The organism is Pseudodesulfovibrio thermohalotolerans, from assembly GCF_021353295.2.
GTDB classification, from domain to species: Bacteria; Desulfobacterota; Desulfovibrionia; order Desulfovibrionales; family Desulfovibrionaceae; genus Pseudodesulfovibrio; species Pseudodesulfovibrio thermohalotolerans.
In genome coordinates, this window is record NZ_CP120635.1 from 1,599,905 (window position 1) to 1,626,467 (window position 26,563).

Genomic DNA, 26,563 nt, shown 5'->3' on the forward strand with positions numbered 1-26,563 from the left:
GGCACCAGAGCCGACGAATGAAGGCCCCTCCGGGGGCCTTTTCTATTGCCCGTGGCCCGTGTCGGCCACAACCCGCACCTGACCGCCTCCGTCCATCCTCACACCTCCCAGGCCCATTTCCCGCCTCTGCCCCGTCGCCGACATCATCGCCTCCGCATCGCCGCCCCAGCCCCCGCACCAACCTCCACCTCCCTCCCCCCCAATTTTCATCTTTTTCAACTTTTTTTGTCCCGCAAGTTTCTCGAACCTGCCGCCGAGGCGAATAAGTAAGTATGGGGCTCGGGGAAATCGCCCCGGCGAAATGCCCCCAAAAAGGCTCACGGAAGCCATTGTTGCTTCCTTTTTTTCTTTTATTTCAATCGCATGGGAAACGGATGTGAACAGATGGCAAAGCAGAACGGAGCCGGTCGCAAACAGACCGACTGGACGGAGATCAGGACGAAATACGTCCTCGGTGTCGCCGGTTCTGAAGGCACGGCCATCTCGTATCCCTCGTACGCCACCCTTGCGGCTGAATATGGCCTGAGTACCTCGACGATCAGTCGTCGGGCAAGGGACGAAGGCTGGAAGAAAGACAGGGAAGCTGCGCAAAGGGCGGTGACGGAAAGGGTGATGGAGGCGGTCATCGCCGACACGGCCGAGTTCTGTGTCAGGGTGCGAAACAGCGCCCTGCGGACGATCGAGAAGGTCGCCCAGGACAACGAGAACACGGTCATGGCCGAAGGGCCGCAAATGTCGGTCGGGCAACGTTCTGTTGTCGTTACAACGGCCAAGGAAATCCTGGAAATCGTCAACGCCATGGGCGGCGGGAACGACGACGAAAGCTATCGTCGCACGATCAACGCCATCAGGATTTCCGCGCAAAACGGGGAAGTCGCCCTCCTGCTCGACGACGTGGAGGTCGTCGAAGGCGAGAACACGGTGATAGAATGACCGGGCCGAAGGCAATCCTGCCGGCAAGTGTCACTGTCGACCGGTTCTCCCCGAAACAACTGGTCCTGCAGAACTGGTGGACGACGGAAAAGCTCCGCTGGCACAAGTACATCTTGGCAGTTGGCGCTATCAGGACCGGGAAGTCTTTGGGGCTGTCTATAGGGTATACGTCCTGGGTCATGGAGACGTTCCGTGGTTCGAAGACGAACCATATCGTCGCCGCCCAGACCAAGGGGGCGCTCGAGCAGAACGTCCTTCCTTACCTCGCTTACGGGCTGAAACTTCTCGGTTACAGGGCGACGTACAACCAGTCCAAAGGCCTCCTGACGGCGGCCGATCAGGTATTTCGGTGCCTCGGCGCACCGCATGAACGAAGCCAGGACGTTCTCCAGGGCTTCACTGCCGCATCGACGTTTCTCGACGAGGCGGCGCTTCTTCCGAAGAACTTCGTGGACCAGGCAATAGGCAGGTGCATAATGGAACCTCGGGCGAGGCACTGGCTGAACTGCAACCCTGGAGCGCCGTCGAACTTCATCAAGAAGGAGTTCGTCGACCAAGCGATCAACGCCCTGGAAGTCAGGTTCCGGTTGGAAGACAATCCCGGTCTGCCAGAGTCCGAGATCCTGGCCATCAAAAGGAAATACCCGTCCGGCGTGTTCCGGAAACGGTACGTGGACGGGTTGTGGGCATTGGCCGAGGGGCTGGTCTACAGCACTTTCGACGAGGACGTTCATGTCGTCGACATGGACCGCATCGTCAAACAGCGTCTGGCCGACAAGCCGAACAGGCAGCCGTTCCGCTACTATGCGGTCGGATGCGACTACGCCGGCGGCGACGACGCATTGGTGTTCACGCTTTACGGCTACGATCATCACGACCACAGGAAAACGTCGTTTTACTGCCTCCGGGAGTTCTACTTCAGGCCGGACCCGGAGAACGGGATCAAGCGCAAAACGCATTCGGACATGGCCGACGAGATGGTCAAGTTCTTGGCCGGTATCCGGCCACGGTTTATCGCCGTGGACCCGGGCGGCGGCGGCACGGCCTTTATCACTGAACTTCAACGCCGTGGCCTTCCGGCCAAAGCGGCGGCGAAGGGGCCTGACAGTATCCTGGCCGGTATCGAGTTCGTCTCGGATCTGCACACGCAGAACCAGATCTACTACGACAAGCGCCGTTGCCCGAACATGATACGCGAGAAACTGGCGTATTCGTGGGACGACAAGAAGTTGACCCCGGTTCCGATCGGCGGTGACGACCACTGCCTTGATGCGGAACGCTACTTCTTCTCGACCGGCTTCGGCTCGAACAAGCGTGCGGCGATCGTCGGCGCATCCGGCACGGCCGTCGCATAACGAACCAATGCCACCAGGCCGCTTCTTTTAGCGGCTTTCCTTTTTCATCTTTTTCAATCATTTGGAGACCAATCATGGACTACCTCATCATAGCCCTCGTGGCCATTGCCCTGGTCGTCGGCGTCGCTTTCTTCGTGTTCACGGAGCGCGACAAGATCGCCGAAACCGTCGCCGACGCTGTTGACGACGTTGCGACCGGCGCATCCAATGCGATTTCCCACGCCGCTAAAGAAGCGGCGGAAGAGCTGGACAAGCTCCGGAAATAATCACTCTGACCGGCCGGACCTGATCACCCGGCCAACTTTTCCCCGCCACAGCCAGAGCCTCCTGGGCTCGGCGGGGTGACCGCAGCGGCTTACCGACCGCAATCCACCGTCTCCTCCCCGGAGACCGGGGACACCACCACATCCTTGTCTCCTTGACACAGTGTCCCCCACCGGGGGCGGCGCCACTCCTCGCCGCCCCCGCACTTTTCGTCTTAGAGGCAAAAGAAAAAAAGGAAGGAAGCCGCATGAGCGACTTGAAAAATATCATCGACCGCCGCCATCCGGACTACCTGCTCACGGCTCCGAGGTGGGAGTTCCTGCACTCGGCCGTGTTCGACGACTCGAAGGTCTTTGCGATGGACGTTCTCGAGAAGCTCGTCGGCGAAAGCGACGAGACGTACGCCGTCCGAAAGAGGCTGGTTTGGCGTGACAACCTGTGCCGGATCCTGTTGGATACGGTTTGGGGATACTTGAAGCAGGACGGTCCGGCGAGGGAAGACAAAGGGGTGCCGGAAGTCGTGAAGCGGTTCGTGAAAAGCGCAGACCTGGACGGCCAGGACCTGACCAGTTTTCTCTTGTCGGCCGGGTACAAGGCGGCGGTGATGGGCGTCTCGTACATCATCGTCGATCAGGCGAAAAACTTGAAGGGTCACTACGACCCCGACCTCCGGACTTATGCTTATGTCGTCTCGCCGCTCGACGTTGTTGACGTCGCATACGACGAAGCCGGCACGATGTTGTGGGCCATGATCCGGGAATATTACCGTGACGTTGGCGACCCGCTGACCGCCACTGGCGACACGAACGTCCGCTACCGGCTATGGACGAAAGACGCATGGATGCTGTTCGACGACCAGGGCGAACGCATGGCCGACGAGAGCGGCATGGATATGTCAGGCAAACACAAAGCCGGTCGTGTCCCTGTCGTCCCAGTATTCCACGGCGGTACCAGGGTCACGCCGTACAAGGGGCTGTCACTGCTCGACGGCGTTGCCGACAAAGATGCGGCGATCGTGAACTTGTGGTCGCAACTGATGAGATCTATCGCAGCCACTGCGATGCCCATCCCGACGATCCCGGCAACTGACGTCGCCGCAAACCTCGTCGTCGCCGACCCGACCGATACAGAGCTGGTCAACGAGGTCGACGCAAGGCTCCGGAGCTACTTGCAACTGTCCCAGGAATCGGCATTCATTTACGATGCCCAGGCCTCCGACGGCCCCCGCTACTTGGTGTGGGACGCCGCCAATATCGGCCCGATCAGGGAAGTCCTGGAAAGCCTCCGCAAGTCCGTCTTCTCGAACCTCGGCCTCGGCGGCCAGGCCACGGAAAAGGCCGGTGTCGAGTCCGGCGTCGCCAAGGCCTACGACTTCCATGCGGCCAACAAGCGTTGCGCCGCAATCGCCGACACGCTCGAAGTCGCCGAAAAAACGATCATCGAGATCGTCGGCAACTACAACGGCGTGTCGACCGCCAACTATGCAACCGATTGGCCCGAGGATTTCGACGTTCAGACCATGGCCGCCCGTATCGACGAGTACACCGAACTCCTGCTCCTGGTCGAATCCAAGAGCTTCCGGGCCGCCCTGCAGAAAAAGCTGATGGCCGACGCATTGCCCAAGGCCGACCGCTCCGCAATGGAAGCCGAGGTCGAGGCCGCAACATCCGCCGAAATGCCGGAAATCGAATAAAAAAGGGAAAAAAGAATGAAAAATATCAGGTTCATGTGCGATAGCGCACGGATGCCGCTGCCGGGCTTGAACCGGGGCAACAAGATCGACAACCTGACTCTGGCTGCCGGTGTTGAAAGTGTCGTGTCGGTCCCCGACGGTGCGAAATCCGTCGTCCTTGGCGGCAAAAATATCGACGTGTGGGTCAACGTTGATGCCACGGCAACCGCTTCCGGCGACGTTGCCGACGGCACCGGGTCCACTTACAACGACTATATCGTCGACGTTTCCGGGGCCGACGAGCTGAACCTGATCTCCGAGACCGGGTGCCGGATCAGCCTCGACTGGAGGAAGTAGGATGATCGGTTTCAACTATCCTTCACCGGCAACCGCTTCTTCCGGCGGCGGCGACGCCGTGGCTGACGGGCAGGGTGCTGTCTTGTCCGTCAATCTTGCCGCCGGCGCTGTCACGCTAACAGAGGCTCAACTCGAGGGTATCGGGACGATCAGGTGCTACGGGACCGTGGCGAACACCGTCGTGACCGTCCCACATCTCGAGGGCCGGACTTTCCTCGTCGACAACGACGCTGACCACAGGGTCACCGTATCCGACGGCCTCGCCGTGGCGGCAGTGATGGACGGCGGAAATAGCCTCGTCTACCTCGGCCCGGAGGGTATTTCGGTTGTCGCGAGTTCCAACGCTGGGCGCACGAAAACACTGAACGTCGCTTACGAAAGCGGCCCGGTGACGCTGACCGACGACTACCTCGACGGCGTTGAGATGTTGATCATTCAGACGTACGACTGGGATGACCCCGAATACGTTCAGCCGACAGACGAGATAGTAATAGTCGTTCCTGCGACAATTCGGAAGTTCGCAGCGATGGACATTGATTTTGGCAGCAGAACGGTCAAGTTTTCGCGTACCGGAGACGATGCAGAATGGGCATCCAGGCTGCCGTCTACAGATTCGATCGGGACGGTATTCGTACACGCCGTCGGCCTGACTGTATCGCCATACGTGTCTACACCTGCCATCGACGAGGCAGACGCGTTCGTCTCCGGAAGCCCGGTAGCCGGACAGGTGCTCGCAATAGCAGAGACGTGGACAAGAGAGTCAATCTACGTACAAGCAGATGTGTTTGCGGTGGGCGCACCGACTGGTACTGTTACGATGCAGCTCCAGGACGAGCTTGGAAACGTCCTCGCTTCCGACGACGGAAGCATGATGGGGACGCCAGGAGTGTGGGGTATCTATCCTGCTGACGCCATCACGGTCGATTTCAACGATCATCCCGACGGGATGCGATTGAAAGTCGTTGCTGTCAACTCTGATGCGACACTGTCTGACATCCGGACCAAAATAGCCGTCTATGACGCGGCGGCAATCTAGTCCAACAACAAGACCAACAAGGCCACCTGGCCTTCCAATATTTGCCCAGGAGCTGACGAGTTCCGGGGCTTTTTTGTCATTTGTTTCCTTTTCGGCCTCTTTTTTCACCGGGTGCGAGACGCACCGGGTGGCAGGGAGGTCAAAACCCTGGGGCTGATCGCGAGATGCCGGATGCCCCGCGGCGAGATGCCGCGAACCCCCTCTACAGGAGAAAACTGATATGAAGCTGTTCCTCGAAAATCTTGACGGCCTCGACGAGAAGAACGCCGCCTACTACGACCAGAAAGAGACCGGCGGCTACGAGCTGAACCTCGACAGGTACACCTCGAACCTCAAGTCGGCCCTGAACGCCGCGAGAGGTGAACGTGACGAGATCAAGGCCAAGTTCAAGGGAATCGACCCCGAGAAGTTCCAGTCCCTGGTGACCGAGAACAAGGACCTCCAGACCAAGATCGCCGCCGGCGTGGCCGACGAAAGCGAGGCGGTCAGGTCCCTGCAAACGCAGATCGAGACCCTGACGGCGGAGAAGTCCGAGATCGAGTCCAGGAGCGAGATGCTCCAGAAGGGATGGGACAACGACCTGCTCGGAAGCGCATTCACCGAGGTGTTGGCGAAGGCCGAGCCGATCAACAACGATATCCGGACCTTGATGTTCTACTGCATGCAGAATGCTCAGGTCCGCGAGGTCAAGAACGCCGACGGCTCCATCAGCCGTGTCCCTGTGCAAGTCGGGAAGGACGGCAAAGTCCGTTTGAACGACCAGGGGCAGCCGATGACCCCGGAAGATCTCGTCGTCGAACTCAAGACCAAGACCGTCCCGCACCTGTTCGCACCGAACGACGGCGGCGGCAACAGCAACACCAACCAGTTTTCCGGCACCCCCGCCCCCGCGAACATGACCGAGGCGCAGAAAATTGCCATCGAGCGCAACCAGCGTTTCGGCCGGTAAGCACAAACAAAAACAGAACAAAAAGGATTTAAAAGATGGCCCAAGCCACTACCTACAGTGTCGTCAACTACGACGGCCGCATTTTCAAGCTCCTGCGCAAGAACCTCGCCCTCTTGAAGGCGATCGGCGCTCTGCGCAACGGCACCATCGTCCCCGTCTCGTCCCCGTTTTTCGAGAACACCATCTACGACAACTCCGCGGCCGCCGCGCAGAAGTCCAACCTCGAAGGACAGGACGCTAACAAGAACACCCTGACTACCCGCGACAACGTGGTCAACGTCCTCGAGATCTTCCACGAAGACGTGAACGTCAGCTACACCAAGTCCGCCGCCGTCGGCCAGATGGCATCCGACTCTGTGGGCAACCGTTCCAGCGTCGGCGCTGAACTCCCGTTCCAGCTCATGGGCGCTGTCGACGGCTTTATGGAGCAGGTCTCCAAGGCCTTCCTGTACGGCGAATACGCCGTTGGTTCCGACTCCACTCCCCGTCGCACCCGCGGCCTCCTGCCGAGCATCACGACCAACGTCGTTGTCGCCGACGCCGGTTCCGGCGCCGCTGACAGCTTCTCCAGGGACTACTTCGAGGAAATGGTCCTCGCCTGGTTCGCCAATGGCGGTTCCCTGACCGGTAACGCCGTGATCCTGACCTCCGGCCTCCAGAAGCTCTGGATCGACCGCATCTACGGGAAGCCAGAGGAAAACCGTACCATCGCTGGTACCAACCTGCAGGTCGTGTCCACCCCCTTGGGTGACTTCCCGATCATGATCGACCATCACATGCCGACCGACGTGATCTCCATCGCGAACCTCGACATGTTGCAGGTCAAGGGCCTGTACATCCCGAAGAGGGGCATCATCTTCGAGGAGGAACTGGCAAAGACCGGCGCTTCCGACAAGACCCAGCTCTACGGGGAACTCGGCCTGGACTCCGGTGACGAGACCGCTCACGCGAAGCTCACGAACCTGGTCACGACCCGTCCCACCGACTAGCAGTCGAACCGAACCACGGTGAAGTAGCGGGGGCCTAGCGCCCCCGCGTCATATTTCAATAAAGGAGAGAAACAATGAAGTTCACCTGCAAGAGATACCCGAAGCTCCACATCGGGCTTCGCATCGCTTTCGACGGCGGTGTGTACGAGACCGCCGACGAGGCTGAAATCGCCTCCATCCTGGCTTTTTCGGCCAAGTACGGCATCGAATACGATGCAGCCGAAGCCGAGTCCCTGGACTCCCTTTTCACCGGCCTGAAATCTTCCGCTGACACCACCGACACAACCGCATCCGAGCCTGAAAAGGTTGAAAAGGATGAAAATGAAGAAGGGGAAGAAGGAAAGGAAGAGGGAGCTGGTGATGCCGGGGAAGTCGCCGAAGGCGACGACCAGGGCGACCAGGATGGCGGTGCCGACAGCAACGCCTTCACTCGCGAAGAGTTGGCGGCCATGACCGTCCCGGTCATCAAGAACCATGCGGCCGTCAAGGGCATCTTGCTCGACGGCACGAAGAAAGACGAACTGATCGACAGCTTCATTGCGAAGCAGGGAGAATAGAAAATGACCAACTATTTCGAATACGCAATACCCGGCACCGACGTGACCGGCAAGGTCAAGGTCGACATGACCATGAACGGCGAAAACGGAGTCATCCTCAATATCGATACCTCCGACTTCCGGGACAATATCGGAATGTGTCTCCAGCGTCTCCAGCGTCTTCGCAACAGCGTGGAGTAGCCCATGGCATCCGCATCCGAACTCCTGAACGCCGTTCGCGGCGACTCCGGGCAGAACAGCTTCCTGAGTATCTCGGACGCTGATGCCAAAGCCGTGTTCGATCTGAGCGACGACTGGGACGACCTGACCGATGACGAGAAGGCGAAATACTTGGTCCAGGCGACCCGCCTGATCAACGACCCGCTCCTGTTCCCCGGCCTCGTTCTCGGGGTCGAAGAGGAATACGACGCGGCATACGCCGCCGCACGGGATGCCTGTTACCTCCAGGCCGTCTACCTCGTCCGGAACATCGACGATATAAGGGACGCGGAGAACGCCGGCGCTGTCGGTGCCAAAGCCATCAGCTCCCCGGTCGGGAGCGTCGGCATCACCGGCTACAGCCGGTTCAATAGCAGGTCGCCCGAGGCAATGGCCGTCATGCGGCCGTATTGCGATTTCGGCCCTCCGCGAATCCTCCGGTAGCCGGCATGGTCATCCGCATCCGCGCAGTCGGCGTCCGCCACTCTTACAAGTGGACCGGCCGCCGCTTCGTCGTCACCAGCCGCTGACATTCGCAAAACCATATCACCGTCGTCTAACTGGCCTAGGACACCAGACTTTCAATCTGGGCAATGCGGGTTCGAATCCCGTCGGTGATGCCAAAAAAATGGGAGAGAAAATGAAGTGCCAGAAGTGCGGCGAGACACTGCCCGGACCATCGCAGCGCCACAGGGCCAATCCCTTTTGTCAGCAATGCCTGGATACGGCTTTTTACGCTCTTCCGCCCAATCCCGCTGAGCCGTCAAAGTCATTCATGTCTCCTCGGTCAATCAAGCAACTTGAAGAGGTCGGAATCACAAAATTGCCGGAAGACGACTCGTGGCGCCCTGACAACACGAGATACCTGTTGCCTGTTGCGGAGGATTCGTTCCCGTATGACCAGGACGAGCTGATTGATTTCCTCCAAAATGGTGCCAAAGCGCAGACAACAACAATGACATTCTCGGTTGATGGCATTGACGAGCGGCACAAGGAAATCGCCGCAATGATCGCCAGGCAAATGCCAAAAAAAGAAGAAAAACGATGAAAAGGAGCCACCATGCCCACAAGCAAAGAAGCCCCCTGGCAAAAGGCTGTCGATACCGGCGTCAGGCTGGTTTTGTCGGCATACGAAGATGGCTCCGGGAGGCTCCTGAAAGTCCTGTCAAAGCACCGCAAGGATACAGGCCGGTGGGCGAAGTCCAGGATTGATCGCACCATGAAGCTGGTCAACAAGGAGTTGGCAACCATGGAGGAGCGCATCATCCTTGGGCTTGAAAGCGGGGCAGAGATTGCGGTCGGGTCGATCAACGGCAAGTGGCTCGGTATTCCGTCCGACATCGCAAGGACAAAGGCGCAGACAGCCAGAATGGCCGCCCAGATCCAGGAGCAGTTGACACTGGAAGCCCGGGAGGTCGTCCGTCAATCAACGCTTCTCGACACGACGAAAAAGGACTCGGCCAAGCAGTTGTCAGACAAGCACGTCTCCCGCGGCCTGACCACGAATTTCGCCGACAAGTCCGGGAAGAAGTGGAAGTCAGACACATATTTCGAGGTGTTGGCCTACGCGGCTGTCGGAAACGCCGCAAGAAACGCCCAAATCGACAAAATCGCCGAGGACGGCAGTAACCTGGTCCTTGTTGCCGGTCCTGCCGGCGGATGCCCGAAATGCGCACCATGGATCGGCCTTGTCCTGTCCCTTGTCGGCGACACTGACGAATACCAGACCGTCGACGAGGCCATGAACTCCGGCCTGTTTCACCCTCGGTGCCGCCACTATCCCATCCCCTATCAGCCCGAAAAAGAGAAAAAAAAGAAGGAATAGACCATGGCCAGAAAAATGCAAATCGCCGTGAAGACGGTCACGAGGTCTGGAGACGCGAACGCTTCTCCGACCACGACCATCGTGTCTCCGGCGCTGTCGGCCGTGGTCAAGAAGGCGGCATCCGGCATCCGCAGGGCCGAAGAGGCCAGGTATATCGAGGCGGACATGATCCTGTACGTGCGCTACAAGCGCAACCCGGCCATGGAAACGCTTCTCGCCGGCGGGGACATCCTGGTCGAGGTCGATGGGACCGACTTCGAGATCATCAAGACGGTCGAACTCACACCGCCGAAGATCAAATGGGTCGGATTGTACCTGTTGGAGGCCGGTAATGGCTAAAATCACACCGCTTGATTTTGTCATGGTGGCGATGCGGAAGAAACACGGGATACGGAAGGCTGCCGAGGCGGCCGGAAAATTTGCCCGTGACGAAGCCGTCAAACGCGCCCCGGTCGACAAGGGGAAGCTTGAAGAGTCGATCATGTACGAGGTCACCGGCGACGACAACTCGGTGAATGTCTCGATCCGCATCAAAAAAGGGCGAAAGGCGAATGCCTACGCCACGAAAATGCACGAAGACCACTACAACCTGGGGCCAAGGTCGCAGGAGAAAAACAGCAAATCAGACGTGGTTGTCGGGCGCAAATACCTGGAGCGGGCTTTCGACGAAAATGTTGACGAAATCCTCCGGATCGTCGGCGGAAAGTTGCGGGAGGAGTTCAAATGATTTTGGATCCGATCACCAACGCGGTGGCGTCGACAGATTCGTCTCTGATCGTCGGCAAAAACTGCATGTATGGGGACACTCCTCCGCAGAAAATCGGCAACGTGTTCGCATTCATCAGCGAAACATCGCACACGCCACACGCGACTATAACGCCTCTTCGAAAGTCCAGTGTGCAGGTGTACGCCAACGGTTTTTCGTTCAAGGGCGCGGAGGCCATGGCCGCCGCCGTGGAAGCGTTGTCCGGCTCATACGACGTTGACGGCATCACGTACCGCATCGTCTCAATCAAGAGAAAAAACGGCCCTGTCAGGATACCTGGCGGGGCCTTTTCAATGAACTTCACCGTGAACTTCACCATATAACAATCAATCGAACCCTGGAGGGTTAAATGTCTTACGGAACAAAAGAAAATGTCCGCATGGGCGCCGGGAAGCTCTACGTCGGCGACACCTACGACGACGCCAACGCGCTCGGCTACACCCTGGAAAAGATCGAGTTCAGCTACACGGTCGACACAAAGGAAATCAAGGTCCAGCAGGAAGCCACCCCCATCGACTACATCGTCATGGCCAAGGAAGCGTCGATCACGACCACCCTGGCCGAGTTCGACCACGCGATGATGGTCAACAAGAACCTGATCGCCGACGCGTCCCTTGTCACCGACGGCGTGACCTCGCGTGTCGAGATCTCCAGCTCTGTCGGCCAGTCCCTTGGACAGACAGCGCAGAAGGTCTGGGTCGTACCCGACGACGGCGATGTTGACTACATCATCTGCTTCCCGTCGGCCGTCATCAAGACCGAGCTGTCCTTTGCCTTCGATGCCGAAGACGTGACCGGCTACCCGATCACCATCACCGCCATTCCCGACGGCAACGGCAGCCCCCTGGTCACCATCGGCGACCCCGATGTCGTCCAGTCCTAACCACCAATAGCCATCCCGGCGGCCGTGCCGCCTTGGATATAGCTCCCGGCAGGGTTCTCTCCTTACCTGCCGGGAGCTTCATATTTTTTAGCCAAAAAAGGGGAGAAAAAGGAGAGAAAATGAAAACTTACGATGGAAACATGATCCGCCGGCAGTCCGGGTTCGTGTGGGACGGGACAAAATACAAGGTCACCGTCATGTCGGTGAAGAAGTGGTTCGAATACGACCTCAAATCCAAGCTGGATGCCGCAATCACAGCCGACACAGACCAGGAAAAGCGGGTTGTCACCGAGCAGATCAACTTCATCGAAGCCTCCTCCGACATTCCGGTGAAAGCGCTCTGGGAGATGGACGCAACGACCATCAATTTCCTTTTCAAGCTTTCCAAGGGAGAGGACCCGGAGAACGTAGAACCGATCAAGGACGACGCGGGAAAAAACTAGGTCCGGCCATCTCCTACATTGATCTCCCCTACGTGATCGGGGATTTCATGCGGTTCTACGGCCAATCCTTCAAGGCCACCATGGCCATGCCGTTCCCCGCTTTCTACGCCTTGTACGCCCGGATGGAGGCGATCAGGGCCAAGGAAATGGTCGCTGACCACGACACCATCGCACACGGCACCAACACCGCGAACGGCGGAGAACCGAAGCTCCGCAACGCCCTTACAGGCGTGGAGAAACAGTTCATCCGGACCGAGGCCGCCACGAAAAACGGGGCGGATCCGAACTGGAAGAAGAAGATGGACAGTCTCCGCGGCGTCACCGCCACCCAAAAGAAGAAAAAGAGGTAAAAAATGAACGTCGGCACCCTTTCCGCGACCCTGTCGCTCGACAGCCGCGCCTTCATGACCGGTCTCTCGGCCGCCACGAAAGGCTCGAACAAACTGCAGGGTGCAATGGACTTCCTCTCTTCGTCTGCCGGCAGGACTGCCCTGGCCATTGGCGGTGTCGGACTTGCCGCCACTTTGATGGCCAAGGCAATCGCGAAATCCACCGAGGTCGGTGCCAAATTCGAAAACGAGATGAGGAAGGTCCAGGCAGTCAGCCGGGCCACTGAAGCGCAATACGAAGCCATGTCCGAAGCGGCCCTGGATGCCGCCAAGGTCACCATGTGGACGGCAACCCAGTCCGCTTCCGCAATGAAGTTCCTCGCAATGGCCGGTTTCGATGCTAACCAGGCCATGGAAGCTCTCCCATCAGTCCTGCAACTGGCAACAGCCGGGATGCTCGACGTCGCCTCGGCGGCCGACATCACAACCAACATCATGTCCGGTTTCGGGATGACGGTCGACGACTTGCAAAGGGCAAACAACGTCATCGTCGCAACGGCCACCAGCTCAAACACGTCGGTCGAGGAACTTGGCGAGGCGATGAAGTACGCCGCCCCTGTCGCCCACGCGCTCGGATATTCGATCGAGGACACGGCGGCCATGATGTCAATCTTGGCGAATGCCGGCATCAAGGGGTCCATGGCCGGTACGAACATGGCCCAGTCCCTCTTGAAAGCGGAGAAGGCCGCCAAGGCCTTCGGCATCGAAGGTGGAGACGTGCTGGCTGTCATCAGCAAGATGAAGGACGAAAGCGCGACCGTCATCGACTACCAGAAGACATTCGGGCTGATTCCGCTCAAGACGGTCCTGGTAATGCGGGACAACATCGATGCGATCAAGCTCCAGACCCTGGCTATCAAGAAGGCCAACCTCGACGGCGTGGCCGCCAAGACGGCCAACACAATGGAGAAGGGGGTTATTCCCGCCTGGCAACGCCTGATGTCAGCCGGCGAAAATCTTGGCGTTAACGTGTTCGGAACGTTTTCCGACGAACTCGCGTCGGCGCTTGACGAAATCGCGTCTGCGATCAACACCGTCGAACCGCTTATAACCGGCCTCGTCGAGTCGATGATCAAGCTGATGAAGGTCGGGCATGACCCGATCGGTGAGCTGTTTCCCAAAGAGACCGCCGACAGGATCAAAGAGATCATGTTCGTTGTGTCGCTTGGAACTGTTTACACGTCAGACGGTTATGATCTCATCAGCGATCGTATCGCCAAGAAAAACGCCGAAGACTACGTTGATCCGATGGGCAAAAAGCCCGTCTACAACGACGGCGTGAAAGACGACGACCGCCTCAAGTACCTGCAGAAGGTCAAGGAGGAGTACCTGGAGTTCCAGAAATACTACAAGGACGGCCGACTCGGTGCAGAAGACCCCGGAGACTGGGTCTCGTATTGGGAGGTGCGTGATCCATCAAAAAACATGACGCCTGTCACGACAGACGCTGTGTCTGACCAGATCATGGACCTGCTCGAAAAGCAACAGAAGCTCGAGGAGTCCGCGAAGGACTACAAGAAGGCCGTCGAAGAAGGGTGGACGACCACATACGAGCGCAAGATCGGCAAGATCAACACCGAACTCGACGCCCTGAAAGGCAAGGAAGACGACTTGTCGTCGGCAAAGCGCGCGGCTCTCGAGTCGGAGCGCGACGACCTGAACGCCCAGAACGATTACGCGTCGTTCGTCGAGCTGGACAAGCTGAAACGGGAATCGGACTTGTCAGGCCTTGAAGGGACGAAGCGCAAGCGCAAGGAGGCCGAACTCGAACTCGACGCCGTCATGCGAAACACGGCGGCGACTTTGGACCAGAAGTCGATCGCAAACGAGATATACGATCTCAAGATCAAAGAGATCGAAAAAGAAGAAAGGCTGACAGAGCAGAAAAAAGCACAACTCCTCTTGAAGGAGCAGGAAGGTCGCCTCGAATCGTCAGACAACGCGGTAGTCGCCGCACATCGACAAGCAGAACTCGCAAGCATCAAGCTCGACCTGGACAAACAGCTCAAGCAGAACTTGTGGGATCGTGTAGACGCTGTTGTCGAATACAACCAGTTGCTCGAAGACGGGAAGATAACCCAGACCCAGTACAACAGGCTCGTCAGAGACGCGAAGAAGATCGAGCAGGATCGCAACACCGTGGCTATCGCCACCGACGCTGACAGGCGGGATGATTTGTTCAAGGCGAAGATGAAGTCTTTGTCCGGGAGAATCAAGTCGGCGAACGACCAGTCAGCTCTTGACGGAGCAGACACGGAATACCAGCGCGATATCGTCAGGACGCAACAGGAATACAGAGATATCCTGGCCGAAATCGACGGCCTCGAGGTCGACGACAGCCAGCGCCAGGCATTGATCGCCAAGGCCGATGCATGGAAACAGGTTGCTGATGCCGCATCCCTTGCAAAAGAGCAGGAGCGGCAGTCGGCGGCCGACTTGGCCATGGTCACCAGTTCAATACAGTCAATGTCCGGGGCGGTCGAGGGGCCGCTTGCAGACTCGTTCGAGTCGCTCGCTGCCGGCAGTCTACCGGACCTGACAGATATGGCCGGGGCGATGATGAAAGAACTACAGCTCACGATCGCTAAGCTGGCGGCGGAGCTGACGGCCCAGGGCCTGTTCCACTCCGTCATGAGCTTCGTTGACCAGGCAAACACGGCGTATCACGCTGCGGCGGCCGCCAGGGCGTATTCCGGAGCGGCCGTCATGGCGACGATCACGGCAGGGTCATTCCTCGGGTCCCAGTTCCATGCCGGCGTGACCGAGCTCGGCGAGGACCTGGACAACGTAAGCCTGATCAAGGGCGAACGTGTTGTCGACGCTGACACCAACCAAGATCTCAAGTCGTTCCTGGCCGGGAAGTCGTCGTCCAGCCAGTCCGTGTCCGTTTCCGTTACCCAGCAGTTCCCCGCTGGAACCAACTACGGCGAGATAGCGCAACATGCCGCGTTCATCAAGGAACAGGCGAAACAGGGCGTGATGGAAGGCATCGCCAACCTCGAGCCTATCGCCGATTCGATCGCGTCAGTTTCCGGCAGATAGTCAACCTGGAGGCCCCCGCAATGGGGCCTTCTTCTTTTCCCATTTTCATCTTTTTCATCAGCCACAAGGAGAGACACCGTGGACAACTACCTCCCGCTCGACCCGCACTGGGTCGACTCTTGCGACGTGTCCGACAACTTTTCCGAACACCGGTTTGCCGGTGGCAGGAAGCAGTTCATCAGGACGGCCCCGAAGCCGACCAGGACGTACAAGTTGCGCTGGAACGTCATCGATCTTGAGACGACCAATGCACTCCGCGAATTCCACGACGACCACGGCCCGGCCATCCCCTGGCTGATAAACCTGTGGGGCTATGACGAGGCCGTTCTTGTCCGGTTCGTGCGCGACACATTCAAGGAGACGTGGGGAAGCGGATCCAGCGATTTCTGGTGCGACGTCGAATGCCGCATCGAGACAGTGGTGTAGCCATGGACAGACGAGAATACCTTACCGGCGACAGCATCAGCACTTACTACCTCTACGACATCCTCTTCTCCGAGGACGACGATGTGGAACAGCCTCCGTACTTCTTAACCAACAACCCCAACGGCGCACGGATGACGCTGATGATGGCGGACGGGTCCACCGAGGAGCGGTGGTACATGCCGTTCGGAGTCAGCCACGGGGCAATCAGCCAGACAACGGACGGGGCAAAGAACCCTGTCGACCTGACACTGGACAACAGCGAAGGGTTCGTGGAGCCGCTCTTCGAGAGGTCAACCATGGACTACTGCACGGTCATCATCCGGCAGGTCCTTGGTGACGACACCGAGATCTACCCGACCCTGGGGGTTCTCGGCCGCTACCAGATCGTCGGCTACGAGATCGCCGGTGACTTCGCCAAAGTCCGCCTCTCCCTCGGCCTTGGCCTCGTTAAATGCACCCTGGGTCGCCCTGCGTTTCGGACATGCTCCTGGCAGTTCGGTGACGAGCTGTGCGGCCTGACTCCTGGCGACGGGGAGCGGTGCGACAAGACCGTCGATTCCTGCCGCAAAAGGGGCAACCTGCACCGCTTCGGCGGCTTTCCTGGTCTTTGCCACAACGGGATGAAGGGGCTGTGATGTTCATAGACCACCAAGCCATCAAGTGGCTGGGGGTCCCGTTTCAGGAAGGCGGAAAAGCGAAAGACGGCGCCGATTGCGGCGGACTGGTCCAGCTTTGGTACCTGCACGAGCTTGGTATCGACATCAGCGACCACGGCTTCGACCGGTCAGCGCCACATTCCGTCCTTTTCAACGGCCAATCCCCGCTCGTGTCCGTCCTTGAAGACGATTTCGAACCGCTTCGGAAAATCCCTGACGGGAGGCCAATGCGGCACGACATTCTCCTCTTCCGGCACCGCCGCAAGGAACCCGACCATGTCGGCATCGTCCTTTCACCGACCCGCTTTCTCCATGTCTTGGAGGGCGGGTCTTCTCATGCGGCCGAGATCGCTTCCTGGCGGTCCCGACTGGTCGAGATCTACCGGCACAAATCGCTTTTGAAAAAAGACTGAAAAAGGAAAAAAAGATGAGGATTGTTCGCATAGACAACAGGTTCGAAAAAGGAACCTGGACCCACGACATTTTCCGCCAAGAGCAGAACAGCACCGTTGCGGAAATCGTCAACCTCATCTGGCCCGACATCAACCGGGACGACTACGAGGTCGTTGCGTCCGACTCCCTGGCCGGTATCGTCGGTTGGGGATACGTCCCCAAGCCGCACGAGGAAGTTCGGGTCAGGGCGAAAGTCGGAGCCGCCGGGGGCATGGCCCTGATCGGCGGCGTGATGTCCATGGTGTCCAGTGGCTCGATGTGGGGCTTCCTTGGGCAGTTGGCTGCCGGCATCATCATCGGCTACATCAGCAACAAGTTCGCTCCGACCGGAAGCGCGTCCATCGACGACAGCTACGCCGGCTCCCAGACGTATTCCTTCTCGGCCGACACTAACCCGGCGACTCCTGGCACGATGCTCCACATCGTGCAGGGAACGCACGTCACCGGAGGTACGATCATCCACCAGTGGATGGGCGGCGAGAAAAAGTCCGGCATCCTGACCCGCGAGACAATGCACTGGATCATCGCTGTCAGCGAGGGGCCGGTCAAATCAATCTCCGATATCACCCTGGACGGGCAGCCGATCACAAACTTCGACGGCGTGACGTACGACGTTCGCCTCGGCACCGCTGACCAGACCCCGTTCGAGGGGATTACCCAGATCGGCTACCACTTCAAGCCGTCCGGTCGGGTGACGCTCAAGTCCGGGAAGCCGTATGTTTTCAACTCCAGAAAGAGCCTGGACGACATGCGCATCGTCTTGTCGATCCCGTCCCTGTTCTCGGTTTCCGACGACGGAGACATCCAGTCCAACTCGGTCCAGATCAAGGTCCGTTGGGCCGAGGAAGGCGAGGCGTTCACGGACGAAAACAGCGAGATCCACACGATCTCGGCAGAAACCAAGTCCGAGACCCTGTACTCGATCTACAAGGAGTTCGACACAAAAGCCAAGCGGCGTTTCGAGCTGACCCGCATCACGGCTGACTTCGATCAGACCTCCCGCCGCGAAGGCACTACTTACCTGAAATACTGGGAAGAGTTGCAGGACGGGACCTTGAACTACCCGCATGTCGCGTTGATCCACGTTTGCGCCGAAGCATCCGACCAGCTCTCCGGGGCTTTGCCGGAAACGAAATGCAAGTGCGAAGGCATCATCATCCCGGACATCGTAGAAGACCCTACGACCGGAGGGTGCCTCCTGTCGAAGACGGACACGGTGTGGACGGACAATCCGGCATATCATGTCGTCTACATGCTGACCGAGCGCAAGCGACACGGTGCTGGACGCGACCCCAGGCTGATCAACTACGCCGCATGGCGCAAGTTCGCGGACTGGTGCGAGGACGTGATCGACGTTCGCCGCTGGGACGAGGCCACGGACTCGGTGATCGAAGAAACCCAGGGCCGCTTCAAATGGAACTACGTCCTGGACACCCGCCAGAAGGCCCAGGCGTACGTCGAAAAGGTCTGCAACACCTGCGAAACGGCCCTGGCCATCGCCGGTGGCCAGATCTTCTTCGTGCCGGAGGCGCCGTTCGACGGCATCCCGGCCATGGTCGTCCACGAGAACAACATCCTGGTCGACGGCAACGGCGTATCGACCATGAAGAAGGTGGCAGACAAGCCGGAAGATATCCCGAACCGGGTCAACGCCCAGTTCGTCGACGAAAACACCTGGGAACGCGTAGAACTTCCGTTCGACGACCCTGCCAGGGAGCACGAGACTGTCAGGAACCCGGAGACGGTCAACTTCTTCGGCATCACCGACCCCCGCGTCATCCAGCGCATGGTCTACCGCATGTTCCGCCAGGCCCAGGCCGTGAATGGCGTGTACCAGTGGGAAATGGGGATCGAGGCGCTCGACGCGAAAGTCGGCGACTACGTTCTTGTCGCCGCCAACAGGAAGATGGGATGGGGCGGAACCGCCAAGCTTGAAAAGCGCTACGACGGTGCTTCATTCGACCACGTTGCGGCCGTCCTTGGCCGTTCCGTCTACCTGGAAGCCGGTCGGGAATACACGGTCAAAGTCTACGAGGCGGGGGCCGCCACAGCGACGCTGGAAAGCGCGTTCACGCCTACGGAAGACGGCTATGTTACCGAGATCGAGGTTTCAGGCAACTCTTCCGATACCGAGCTGGTAAACCCGGCCTGGACCCTGTCGACCCAAGGCGGAACACCTGTCCCGATGCAGGTCCGCAAGATCGAGAAGGCCACGGACCAGAGGGTCAAGATCACGGCCCTGGAATACTCCGAGGACGTTCACAACTACGACGAGACCCTGATCGCCCCAAGGCGGCACTATGACCAGCCGGCGTTCGCCGCGGCAAGGACCGCCGAAGACAGCAACGCCTCCGAGCCGTACCGGTTCCCGGCGTTTACCAGATACGACACGCCCGAGGTTCCTCCGTTCGTGACGGAAGTCACGGTCACCGAGGACACCAGGGCTGTTTACAACACGATCTCCACCGATCTCCTTGTCGGTTTCACCGCGGTTGCGATGCCGGAAGGGTCGCAGACCTCCATCGTGCGTTACGATGTCTGGTTCCGCGAACAAGCGAAAGAAGGAGAAAAAAGAAGGAAATGGACGCAATCGGGGCCGGTCCGGGAAGGGCGCACGTACCGCATTCGCGGCGTTGACCCTGGCACGACCTACGAGGTCGTTGTATGCCCGGTCACCGACCTGCATAGGTCCGTCACTCCGGACGATGCGTTCGCGGTCATGTGCGGGACGCTCACGCCGACCGGCGAGTTGCCGAAAATCCAAGCGCCTACAGGCGTTGTGGTCGAGCATCTCAATGACGGAAGGATGAAGGTTGCCTGGGACAAGTGCGATGGCGAATCCGTCCGTGAATACCATCTCTACCTCGACGGAGAGGTGGTGGCCAACGTCATGCACCCGGTTGGAACCACCATCCTTGATGGGAAGCTGGAGAAGGGAAACCACATCCTGCACATCTACCCGGCCGACCTGACCGGTCGCCTTGGGTATCCGGCCGAGGTTGCCGTGCCGGTGACAGGCCCGGCTGCTCCGGCTGTGTCGGTGTCGTTTTCCGGCGGCAACGCCGTGTTCGCGGTCACTCCCGGGAACGCTTCGACATACCGCACTGTGCGGTGGATCGTGGCAACGCAGGGCGGCGAGGAACTGACCAGGAGCTACGGAACAACCCTGACCATCCCGGCAGACTGGTCCGGGAAGCGGAGCCTTGTCGTGTATGGCCAGGACGTAGCCGGCAACGACGGCGACAGGACGACGACCGTTGTCGAAATCGTGCCTCCAGGCGCGGTGACAAACATCACTGTGGCCAGTGATGGCATCAGGTGGGATCCGGCGGAAGCCGGAACCTTGCCCACGACCCACTACGACATCATTGATGCCGTGACCGGGGAAACGGTTGGGCAGACGGTCGGCACGTATCATCCGCTCCCGGACTACGACGGCACGTTCTACGTCATCGCTGTTGCCGGTGTTAACCTGAAGGGTGCAGTCAAAGCGGTGTCAGTGTCGCGTCCGGCCGGGTTCTCCCTTGTGACCAGTTACCGGTCCAAGTTCGCAACCGGGACGGCCACCGATGCCTATGCTGACGCCGGCGGAACCCTGTTCCTGCCGGTATACGCCAACAAGGACTGGACGGACTGGTTCGACGGCAACGGAGCCGCTACTGTCGACGACCTGGCGCTCCTTGCGGATCTCGCTGGGCGGCCAGGACCGGCGAATGGCTCCTACCAAGAGACGGTCGACCTTGGCATCCTGTATCAACGGGACGACGCGACCGAATACCAGATCCTTGTCGGGTGGCAGTGTGTCGGTGCTGACGGCACAACACCGGATGGGTTGGTGACCGTGGAGCATAGCGCCGACGGACTGTACTGGACGACAGGCACGACGGCAGCGCTTGGCGCATTGTCGTCGAGCGTCACGTTGTCCATCGCCCATTCAGACGATATCCGGCACGTCCGGGTCACGCTTAAAGCGTCGTCGCCAAGCGACGAGCTGTGGGCGTTCACCGAGCTTGGCGTCGACGTTCTCCGTGCCGAGGAGAACGTAGTCACCGGGACGGTGACGATATCAAACGCGGAAAACGGATACTACGTCGCGTTGCACCAGGCCGTGGACATCAAGGATGTGGAGCTGAAGATGATCTACAAGACATCGACGGTTCCGACCATCGCCCGTCTGTTCCCGGTCGAAGCCTACGATGACATAGAGAACCCCGGAGGGGTCCAACTCTACATCCTTGACTACACCGGGACAAAGACCGTCGGCCGCGTCCGGTACACGATCACCTACTATTAGCCCCGAAAAAAGAACAAAAAAGAATGAATGGCCCCCGAAAGGGGGCTTTTTCATGGGAGATAAACCATGGCCGATTTCACGAAGCCGGACCTGTCCAGCCTGTACACCTACACGTTCGACGAGCAGAAGGACAAGGAAACCAGCCTTGCCCTTCTTTTTGACGGCACCTCCGACACAGGGTTGCCGGTGGGGACGATCAGGTGGACATCCACCAACAATCGTTTCGAAAGATGGGACGGGGCATCGTGGGCGGAGCTGACCGGCCAGTATGCGATCAACGTCGAGACGCTCGGCGGGGAGACGCTGGACGAGATCAAAGCGGAACTGGCCGCCCAGGGGCATGTCCACGACGGCATGATCACCATTGACGACCTGGCAACCTATTATACGGCCGCCCAGGTAGACGTGCTGATAGCGGCGATCCCGCTCGGGTCCGACGGCACCGACCACACCCACGACGACATGGTGACGACCGGGACGCTGACCAGCTACGCCACCATCGTCTACGTCGACGGCCATGTCGAAGCGCTGGACACCCGTGTAACGGCTCTGGAAGCCAAGAACTTCGACGACAGATATTACACAAAGACCGAGGCGGACGGGAAGTTCCAGCCCCTGGGCGACTACCTGACGACAGATGACGCGGTGACGCAAGACCAAGTCTACCTCAAGGGCGAGATCGACACTAAATTCCTCGACAAAGAGGAGACCATGACCACGGCCATGGCCGACAAGATGGACGCTGATGCCGGCTTGGCTGACCTGTCCGACGTAACCGGGACAGCCAACACGGTTCTCGGTTTTGACGGCGACGGAGCCGCAATCGAGCGCCCTGTCGCTGACGTTTCCGGGGCAAAAACGCTGACAGAGCTGACCGACGCCCCGGACACCTACACCGACAACGCCGGCAAGATCGTCGTCGTCAACGACGCGGAGGATGGAATCGAGTTCGCCTCTATCGAGGCGGATTGGACCGAAATCACGGACGAGCAACAGTTTTACAGCACTTCCTGGAATCTCAACGGCGGCACATGGGGATGGAGGCTCCAGGACGGCCAGTATCAATTCCGTGGTGCCGTTTCACGCCCTAACACAACGTCGGGTTGGTGGCAGTTGACGACCACCGGCAACGTCTCAATCCCCGAGGCAACCGGCCAGGTCGTTCCGATCGTCGCTTACAAAGTCGACGGGATCCCGGTCGCAAGTGCCGCCAAGTTCGTCTCTGCGACCCGCATTGACTTGTACATCCCTGACGATTCCGCAGCCGAGTGGTGGTTTGACTTCACCGGCGCCGTCTTGAACGCATAGCCGCAAAAAAAAGAACAAAAAGACCAAAAAGAAAGGCCCCCATTCAGGGGGCCGCCGGTCGCTCGATCCTGCCAGATTTTCGACCTTTCTCGCTTTGAACATACCACCGCCGAACGCTCAGGCGCAACGCCGGTGGCCACGACTTCACCGTCCATTTCTGTCCCCCGGCTGATCGCCGGGCTTTTTTACATTCACCATTTTCCAAGCGAGATTTTCAGATGAGCGAAAACGAAAAAAACGGCAACGGAACCGACGATTGCGTCGTCTCCCAGGCCGAAATCACTGCAATCCGGGAGGCGGTCAGAGCCGAACTCCACGAGTTTTTCGGGGATCAGGACGGGTATGGGCATCGCCGGGACCATGAGTGGATCTCGACGACCAGGGAGACCCTCTCCAACACCCGCTCCACAGTCTGGACATGGGTTATCAGGGCCGTCGTCGTGTTCCTGATCGCCATTTTCGGCAAAGGGTTGGCGGCGGCCATCATCGCCGCCGTGGCGGCAGGAGGAGGGCATTAAGTCATGGAAAATGCGTATCTTATAAGGATGCGCACGGGAAACGAGGGGACCTTCGGGTCCCTTTTTTTTGGCGGCAAACGGCTTTACACGGCCGAGCTTCCTTGGCGGGACAACCGCTCGAACCTGTCCTGCATTCCCTGCGGCACCTACATCGTCGTCCCGCACCTGTCTCGGCGTTTCGGGCGTGTCTACCACGTCCTGGACGTTCCGGGCCGGAGCGCGATCCTGCTCCATTCCGGCAACTATGCCGGCAACTCGGAGATGGGTCTCAAAACACATAGCCACGGCTGTATCCTGCCAGGTCTCCACCTCGGGAGCCTTGGCGGCCAAGCGGCCGTCTTGTCGTCCCGTCCGGCGATCACCGCCCTTGTCGCTCACTTTGGCGACAACCATTTCAACCTCACAATCGAAGGAGTATAGCCATGTTCGGCCTTTCTTCCATCCTCTCCGGCGGAGTCCTCGGAGTGATCGGCTCCGTAATCACCAACATCACCGACACGATCAAGCGCAAGCAAGAATTCTCCCAGGCCATCGAGATGAGAAAACTGGATATCCAGGTCATGGACAAGGAATGGGAATACAAAGACAGGGCGGCGACCCGGGAGCAGGAAGTGGCCCAGGAAATCTCGGCCGACGACCTGCGCGAGGCTTCTTACGCAAACGACAAGCAGGAGTATTCGACCAACGTCAAGACAGGCCCGTTCACCGGATTCCTGCTCGTCCTCGTCGACGTGGTTCGTGGCCTCATCCGCCCCGGCCTGACGATATTCCTCATCTGGGCAGTCTGGGACACCAGAGCAGAGGTCAGGGGTATCATGGATGCCGTCAACCTGTCGGGGATGACTGCCTCACAAGCTCTCGGGATCTACGGCACGATCGTCGACATGATCCTGTTCCTCGGCTCCACGGCAGTGACATGGTGGTTCGGGACCCGTCCGAAAAAGGACAAAAAGTAGAAAAAACCGACAAGCCCCCTGGACCACGGTCCGGGGGGCCTTTTTGCGCTCATTTTTCGCCGGAAATGGTAACCGCCGCGAAAGTTGCGCAACAAATCACAACAAACAGGCCGCTGAACACGCTTCCCTGGGTGATCGCCCACGCTCCGACCGCAATTCCGTAGGTCGCCATGCAGACGGTCGCTATCACGACCAAAATCCTGAACAACTTCTTCAAAGTCATTTTTTCTCTCCCTATTCTTCCTTTGCTATCGTTGCTCGTGTATCACCGGCATTGCGGCGAACATGATGCCGAACATCACCAGTACCGAACCCATATACAGGCCGCCGTTGACCAGCGAGAACGCCCCGATCGCACAGCACCCGAACGCGAGAACACCACACGCTATTGTCGTAATCTTCTTGATCATTTTCTTCTCCTTTTTTCATTCTTTTTTTGTGGCCCCCGGCGATGGCCAGGGGCCTGTTATTTCATTGTCGGCCGACTAGCCCCACAGGTCGTCCAGGTCGTTTTTCGCAACCTTGGCGGAGTGTTCGAGATCGCGCAGCCGGTCGCCGATGCCCAAGGTGTCCAGGATCGCGTCCTGCGCCTTCTTTTCGCCGTCGATGATGCCGAGTTCGCGTCCGTGACTGAAAGCGTCCTGGAGGGCCGGGAAGACGGCCAGGACCGTTGCCAGCGTGAGGTCGCCTGGGAGCCTGGCGGACCGGAGGAGGGTCTTGTCGATCCTCCTGAGCCCGGTGCGCTCGATCTTCCACGAAGCCGGCGCCTTATAGAACGAGAAATGCTTTACGCTCTCTTCGATCGTCACCTTCGGACATGCGGTGATTGCGATATCCGGCAGGTAGCAAATCGTGATCCTGACCGGAGTGCCATCCGCACCTCCGTATGCCACGGCAGCCGTTTCCGCGTCGTATCCGAACACGTCGCTGTCCCTGTTCTCGACCTCGAGTTCGTGGACCCTGTCCGTTGCTCCTGTCGCCAAAATGCTGTTTCCGTTTTCCTTATTCATCTTCATCTTTTTCTCCTTTTTTGCTGTTTTGGTTTCGGTTGTGGCCCCCGTTGCCGGGGGCCGGTTGATCCTCTTTGCCTCTGCCTAGAACGCGCTCCCCATCGCTTCGATTGCCTTCATGACAACCTTCAGGGGCAGCCGCCCGTCGAAGTTCGCCACGATTTCGCCGTCCCTGAACGATGCCGACCACTCTCCGCTCCAGTCGACGACCCAGGCGATTCCGGCGTCGAACGAATACCTCTTGTTTCCGAACAGTGCGTTGAACTCCTTCGCGTTCAGTTCCGCACGCGCCTCGTTGAAGGCGTCAATCCTCTGTTGCCTGATGTCGAAATGCTTCTTCATTCCCATTCTCCGTTTTTTACTTTTTCCGCCCATCCGTCTGAATAAGTTGTTTCACATCTTATTGAGCGATTTCAACTTTTTAGCCAAACTTTTCACAATCAGAAAAACGCCTGGGCCTCACCGGTTTTTGCCATCAAAGACCACGCCGAACGGCCTGACACGAAAGTTTTTTTCGTGCTACTTTTGACAATCGCTTGAGAGAAGTGAGCAATGAAGGAAGGAAGGAAGGAAGGAAGGAAGGAATGGGAAAGGCCCAAGGCGACGGCCAGGGGCCTGTTCCGACTACGCACCGGCCCCGGAAACGAAATCCAGGACACGCCTTACATGCTCCTCACCGTGGACCTTAACCTCTTCCCTGAGGTTGCTTATCAACCGCGCATCCTCCGGAGACAGCTGCACGACCCCATCGATCTCTATCGTCGCCGAATGCGTGACGCTCTCCGACGTTTTGACAGCGACATCCGGCGGCCATGCGCCAACGACACCGAACCCGTCGTCTGCGAGGTCAGGCTCCGGCTCCGGCACGATTCCGACGACCGCCGTCACAGTCCGAAAACCATTGCGCAACACGATCGAGATACCGGCCTGTATGATCGTGCCCGGAGCCAGGCGCACGGTCTGCGCCCCGGTCGCCAGATCCCCTTCATCGCACGTGTCGTTGACCAGCGGCCTGGAACGGCCGGACAGGACGACGTTGTTGTGCTTGCTCACGTAGCACTGGCCATGAACGACACAGGCCCAGGTTTTGACCTCATCGACGTCTGGCAACCAGTCCTTCTCTCGGCCTCGGCCGTCAACGAACCGAACATCAGGCCTTACCGTGACCGGCACGAGCCTATCCTGCGCGGCGGCGGCGGAGGCATCCGGACCACCAAAAATCCCCTTGATCATTTCCCTGCTCAATTCCATCTTTTTTCTCTCCGTTTTTCTTTGTGGCCCCCA

Annotated in this window: 33 protein-coding genes and 1 tRNA gene; 29 read left to right on the forward strand and 5 right to left on the reverse strand. The window is 58.9% G+C overall.

Annotated features, from left to right (window positions below; all coding sequences use genetic code 11):
• The first annotated feature begins 384 nt into the window (after window positions 1-384).
• From LF599_RS07460 to LF599_RS07600, 29 genes are all read left to right on the forward strand, one after another.
• Window positions 385-933, forward strand: a complete 549-nt coding sequence (locus LF599_RS07460) for a hypothetical protein (protein ID WP_279522858.1) — start codon at window positions 385-387, stop codon at window positions 931-933.
• Window positions 930-2,288 carry a PBSX family phage terminase large subunit gene (locus LF599_RS07465; protein WP_279522859.1) on the forward strand — a complete coding sequence of 453 codons (1,359 nt, stop codon included), beginning with the start codon at window positions 930-932 and terminating at the stop codon, window positions 2,286-2,288. The genes LF599_RS07460 and LF599_RS07465 overlap by 4 nt, the downstream gene beginning before the upstream one ends.
• A gap of 74 nt (window positions 2,289-2,362) precedes the next feature.
• Window positions 2,363-2,554 carry a hypothetical protein gene (locus LF599_RS07470; RefSeq protein WP_269943083.1) on the forward strand — a complete coding sequence of 64 codons (192 nt, stop codon included), beginning with the start codon at window positions 2,363-2,365 and terminating at the stop codon, window positions 2,552-2,554.
• A 245-nt stretch (window positions 2,555-2,799) separates the two neighbouring features.
• A complete protein-coding gene (locus LF599_RS07475; RefSeq protein WP_279522860.1) occupies window positions 2,800-4,245 on the forward strand; it encodes a phage portal protein in 1,446 nt (481 codons plus the stop codon).
• A 15-nt stretch (window positions 4,246-4,260) separates the two neighbouring features.
• Window positions 4,261-4,581: a hypothetical protein gene (locus tag LF599_RS07480; protein WP_269943086.1), complete on the forward strand. Its 321-nt coding sequence runs from the start codon at window positions 4,261-4,263 to the stop codon at window positions 4,579-4,581.
• 1 nt (window position 4,582) lies between these two features.
• Window positions 4,583-5,617, forward strand: a complete 1,035-nt coding sequence (locus LF599_RS07485; RefSeq protein ID WP_269943087.1) for a hypothetical protein — start codon at window positions 4,583-4,585, stop codon at window positions 5,615-5,617.
• A gap of 220 nt (window positions 5,618-5,837) precedes the next feature.
• Complete coding sequence (locus tag LF599_RS07490; protein ID WP_279522861.1) at window positions 5,838-6,566, forward strand: hypothetical protein; 729 nt, start codon at window positions 5,838-5,840, stop codon at window positions 6,564-6,566.
• A 35-nt stretch (window positions 6,567-6,601) separates the two neighbouring features.
• Window positions 6,602-7,555, forward strand: a complete 954-nt coding sequence (locus tag LF599_RS07495; RefSeq protein WP_269943089.1) for an SU10 major capsid protein — start codon at window positions 6,602-6,604, stop codon at window positions 7,553-7,555.
• Window positions 7,556-7,629: 74 nt separating this feature from the next.
• The gene (locus LF599_RS07500; protein ID WP_269943090.1) at window positions 7,630-8,112 is read left to right on the forward strand and encodes a hypothetical protein; all 483 of its coding nucleotides are present in this window, start codon (window positions 7,630-7,632) and stop codon (window positions 8,110-8,112) included.
• A gap of 3 nt (window positions 8,113-8,115) precedes the next feature.
• Window positions 8,116-8,292, forward strand: coding sequence for a hypothetical protein (locus LF599_RS07505; RefSeq protein ID WP_269943091.1), 177 nt, complete (start codon window positions 8,116-8,118; stop codon window positions 8,290-8,292).
• A gap of 3 nt (window positions 8,293-8,295) precedes the next feature.
• Window positions 8,296-8,754 carry a hypothetical protein gene (locus tag LF599_RS07510; RefSeq protein ID WP_269943092.1) on the forward strand — a complete coding sequence of 153 codons (459 nt, stop codon included), beginning with the start codon at window positions 8,296-8,298 and terminating at the stop codon, window positions 8,752-8,754.
• 101 nt (window positions 8,755-8,855) lie between these two features.
• Window positions 8,856-8,933 (forward strand) — tRNA-Glu (locus tag LF599_RS07515).
• Window positions 8,934-8,950: 17 nt separating this feature from the next.
• Window positions 8,951-9,358 (forward strand): LIM domain-containing protein, encoded by a 408-nt coding sequence (locus tag LF599_RS07520; RefSeq protein WP_279522862.1) that lies wholly within the window; start codon window positions 8,951-8,953, stop codon window positions 9,356-9,358.
• Window positions 9,359-9,370: 12 nt separating this feature from the next.
• Window positions 9,371-10,135: a phage minor capsid protein gene (locus LF599_RS07525; protein WP_279522863.1), complete on the forward strand. Its 765-nt coding sequence runs from the start codon at window positions 9,371-9,373 to the stop codon at window positions 10,133-10,135.
• Window positions 10,136-10,138: 3 nt separating this feature from the next.
• Window positions 10,139-10,474: a hypothetical protein gene (locus tag LF599_RS07530; protein WP_269943094.1), complete on the forward strand. Its 336-nt coding sequence runs from the start codon at window positions 10,139-10,141 to the stop codon at window positions 10,472-10,474.
• Window positions 10,467-10,862: an HK97 gp10 family phage protein gene (locus tag LF599_RS07535; protein ID WP_269943095.1), complete on the forward strand. Its 396-nt coding sequence runs from the start codon at window positions 10,467-10,469 to the stop codon at window positions 10,860-10,862. Before LF599_RS07530 ends, LF599_RS07535 begins: the two co-directional genes overlap by 8 nt.
• Window positions 10,859-11,224 carry a hypothetical protein gene (locus tag LF599_RS07540; protein ID WP_279522865.1) on the forward strand — a complete coding sequence of 122 codons (366 nt, stop codon included), beginning with the start codon at window positions 10,859-10,861 and terminating at the stop codon, window positions 11,222-11,224. Before LF599_RS07535 ends, LF599_RS07540 begins: the two co-directional genes overlap by 4 nt.
• 26 nt (window positions 11,225-11,250) lie before the next feature.
• Window positions 11,251-11,784 carry a hypothetical protein gene (locus LF599_RS07545; RefSeq protein WP_279522866.1) on the forward strand — a complete coding sequence of 178 codons (534 nt, stop codon included), beginning with the start codon at window positions 11,251-11,253 and terminating at the stop codon, window positions 11,782-11,784.
• Window positions 11,785-11,903: 119 nt separating this feature from the next.
• Window positions 11,904-12,227 carry a hypothetical protein gene (locus LF599_RS07550; protein WP_269943098.1) on the forward strand — a complete coding sequence of 108 codons (324 nt, stop codon included), beginning with the start codon at window positions 11,904-11,906 and terminating at the stop codon, window positions 12,225-12,227.
• Between the two features lie 47 nt (window positions 12,228-12,274).
• Window positions 12,275-12,577 carry a hypothetical protein gene (locus tag LF599_RS07555; protein WP_279522867.1) on the forward strand — a complete coding sequence of 101 codons (303 nt, stop codon included), beginning with the start codon at window positions 12,275-12,277 and terminating at the stop codon, window positions 12,575-12,577.
• Window positions 12,578-12,580: 3 nt separating this feature from the next.
• Complete coding sequence (locus LF599_RS07560) at window positions 12,581-15,658, forward strand: phage tail tape measure protein (RefSeq protein WP_279522868.1); 3,078 nt, start codon at window positions 12,581-12,583, stop codon at window positions 15,656-15,658.
• Between the two features lie 78 nt (window positions 15,659-15,736).
• Complete coding sequence (locus LF599_RS07565) at window positions 15,737-16,084, forward strand: hypothetical protein (RefSeq protein ID WP_269943105.1); 348 nt, start codon at window positions 15,737-15,739, stop codon at window positions 16,082-16,084.
• Between the two features lie 2 nt (window positions 16,085-16,086).
• Window positions 16,087-16,719, forward strand: a complete 633-nt coding sequence (locus LF599_RS07570) for a hypothetical protein (RefSeq protein WP_279522869.1) — start codon at window positions 16,087-16,089, stop codon at window positions 16,717-16,719.
• Window positions 16,719-17,153, forward strand: coding sequence for a C40 family peptidase (locus tag LF599_RS07575; protein ID WP_279522870.1), 435 nt, complete (start codon window positions 16,719-16,721; stop codon window positions 17,151-17,153). The genes LF599_RS07570 and LF599_RS07575 overlap by 1 nt, the downstream gene beginning before the upstream one ends.
• 14 nt (window positions 17,154-17,167) lie before the next feature.
• Window positions 17,168-21,487, forward strand: coding sequence for a phage tail protein (locus LF599_RS07580; protein ID WP_279522871.1), 4,320 nt, complete (start codon window positions 17,168-17,170; stop codon window positions 21,485-21,487).
• 66 nt (window positions 21,488-21,553) lie between these two features.
• Window positions 21,554-22,795 carry a hypothetical protein gene (locus tag LF599_RS07585; protein WP_269943111.1) on the forward strand — a complete coding sequence of 414 codons (1,242 nt, stop codon included), beginning with the start codon at window positions 21,554-21,556 and terminating at the stop codon, window positions 22,793-22,795.
• Window positions 22,796-23,013: 218 nt separating this feature from the next.
• Window positions 23,014-23,313, forward strand: a complete 300-nt coding sequence (locus LF599_RS07590) for a hypothetical protein (RefSeq protein WP_279522872.1) — start codon at window positions 23,014-23,016, stop codon at window positions 23,311-23,313.
• A gap of 3 nt (window positions 23,314-23,316) precedes the next feature.
• Window positions 23,317-23,733 (forward strand): DUF5675 family protein, encoded by a 417-nt coding sequence (locus LF599_RS07595; protein WP_279522873.1) that lies wholly within the window; start codon window positions 23,317-23,319, stop codon window positions 23,731-23,733.
• 2 nt (window positions 23,734-23,735) lie between these two features.
• On the forward strand, window positions 23,736-24,269 hold the full coding sequence (locus tag LF599_RS07600; protein ID WP_269943114.1) for a hypothetical protein: 534 nt from the start codon (window positions 23,736-23,738) through the stop codon (window positions 24,267-24,269).
• A gap of 49 nt (window positions 24,270-24,318) precedes the next feature.
• On the opposite strand, the gene LF599_RS07605 is transcribed toward LF599_RS07600, so the two are convergent.
• From LF599_RS07605 to LF599_RS07625, 5 genes are all read right to left on the reverse strand, one after another.
• Window positions 24,319-24,492, reverse strand: coding sequence for a hypothetical protein (locus LF599_RS07605; protein WP_269943115.1), 174 nt, complete (start codon window positions 24,490-24,492; stop codon window positions 24,319-24,321).
• Between the two features lie 25 nt (window positions 24,493-24,517).
• Window positions 24,518-24,679, reverse strand: coding sequence for a hypothetical protein (locus LF599_RS07610; protein ID WP_269943116.1), 162 nt, complete (start codon window positions 24,677-24,679; stop codon window positions 24,518-24,520).
• A gap of 75 nt (window positions 24,680-24,754) precedes the next feature.
• Window positions 24,755-25,285 (reverse strand): hypothetical protein, encoded by a 531-nt coding sequence (locus tag LF599_RS07615; protein WP_279522874.1) that lies wholly within the window; start codon window positions 25,283-25,285, stop codon window positions 24,755-24,757.
• A gap of 78 nt (window positions 25,286-25,363) precedes the next feature.
• Window positions 25,364-25,621 carry a hypothetical protein gene (locus LF599_RS07620; protein WP_269943118.1) on the reverse strand — a complete coding sequence of 86 codons (258 nt, stop codon included), beginning with the start codon at window positions 25,619-25,621 and terminating at the stop codon, window positions 25,364-25,366.
• 282 nt (window positions 25,622-25,903) lie between these two features.
• Window positions 25,904-26,530 carry a hypothetical protein gene (locus LF599_RS07625; protein ID WP_269943119.1) on the reverse strand — a complete coding sequence of 209 codons (627 nt, stop codon included), beginning with the start codon at window positions 26,528-26,530 and terminating at the stop codon, window positions 25,904-25,906.
• Between the last annotated feature and the right edge of the window lie 33 nt (window positions 26,531-26,563).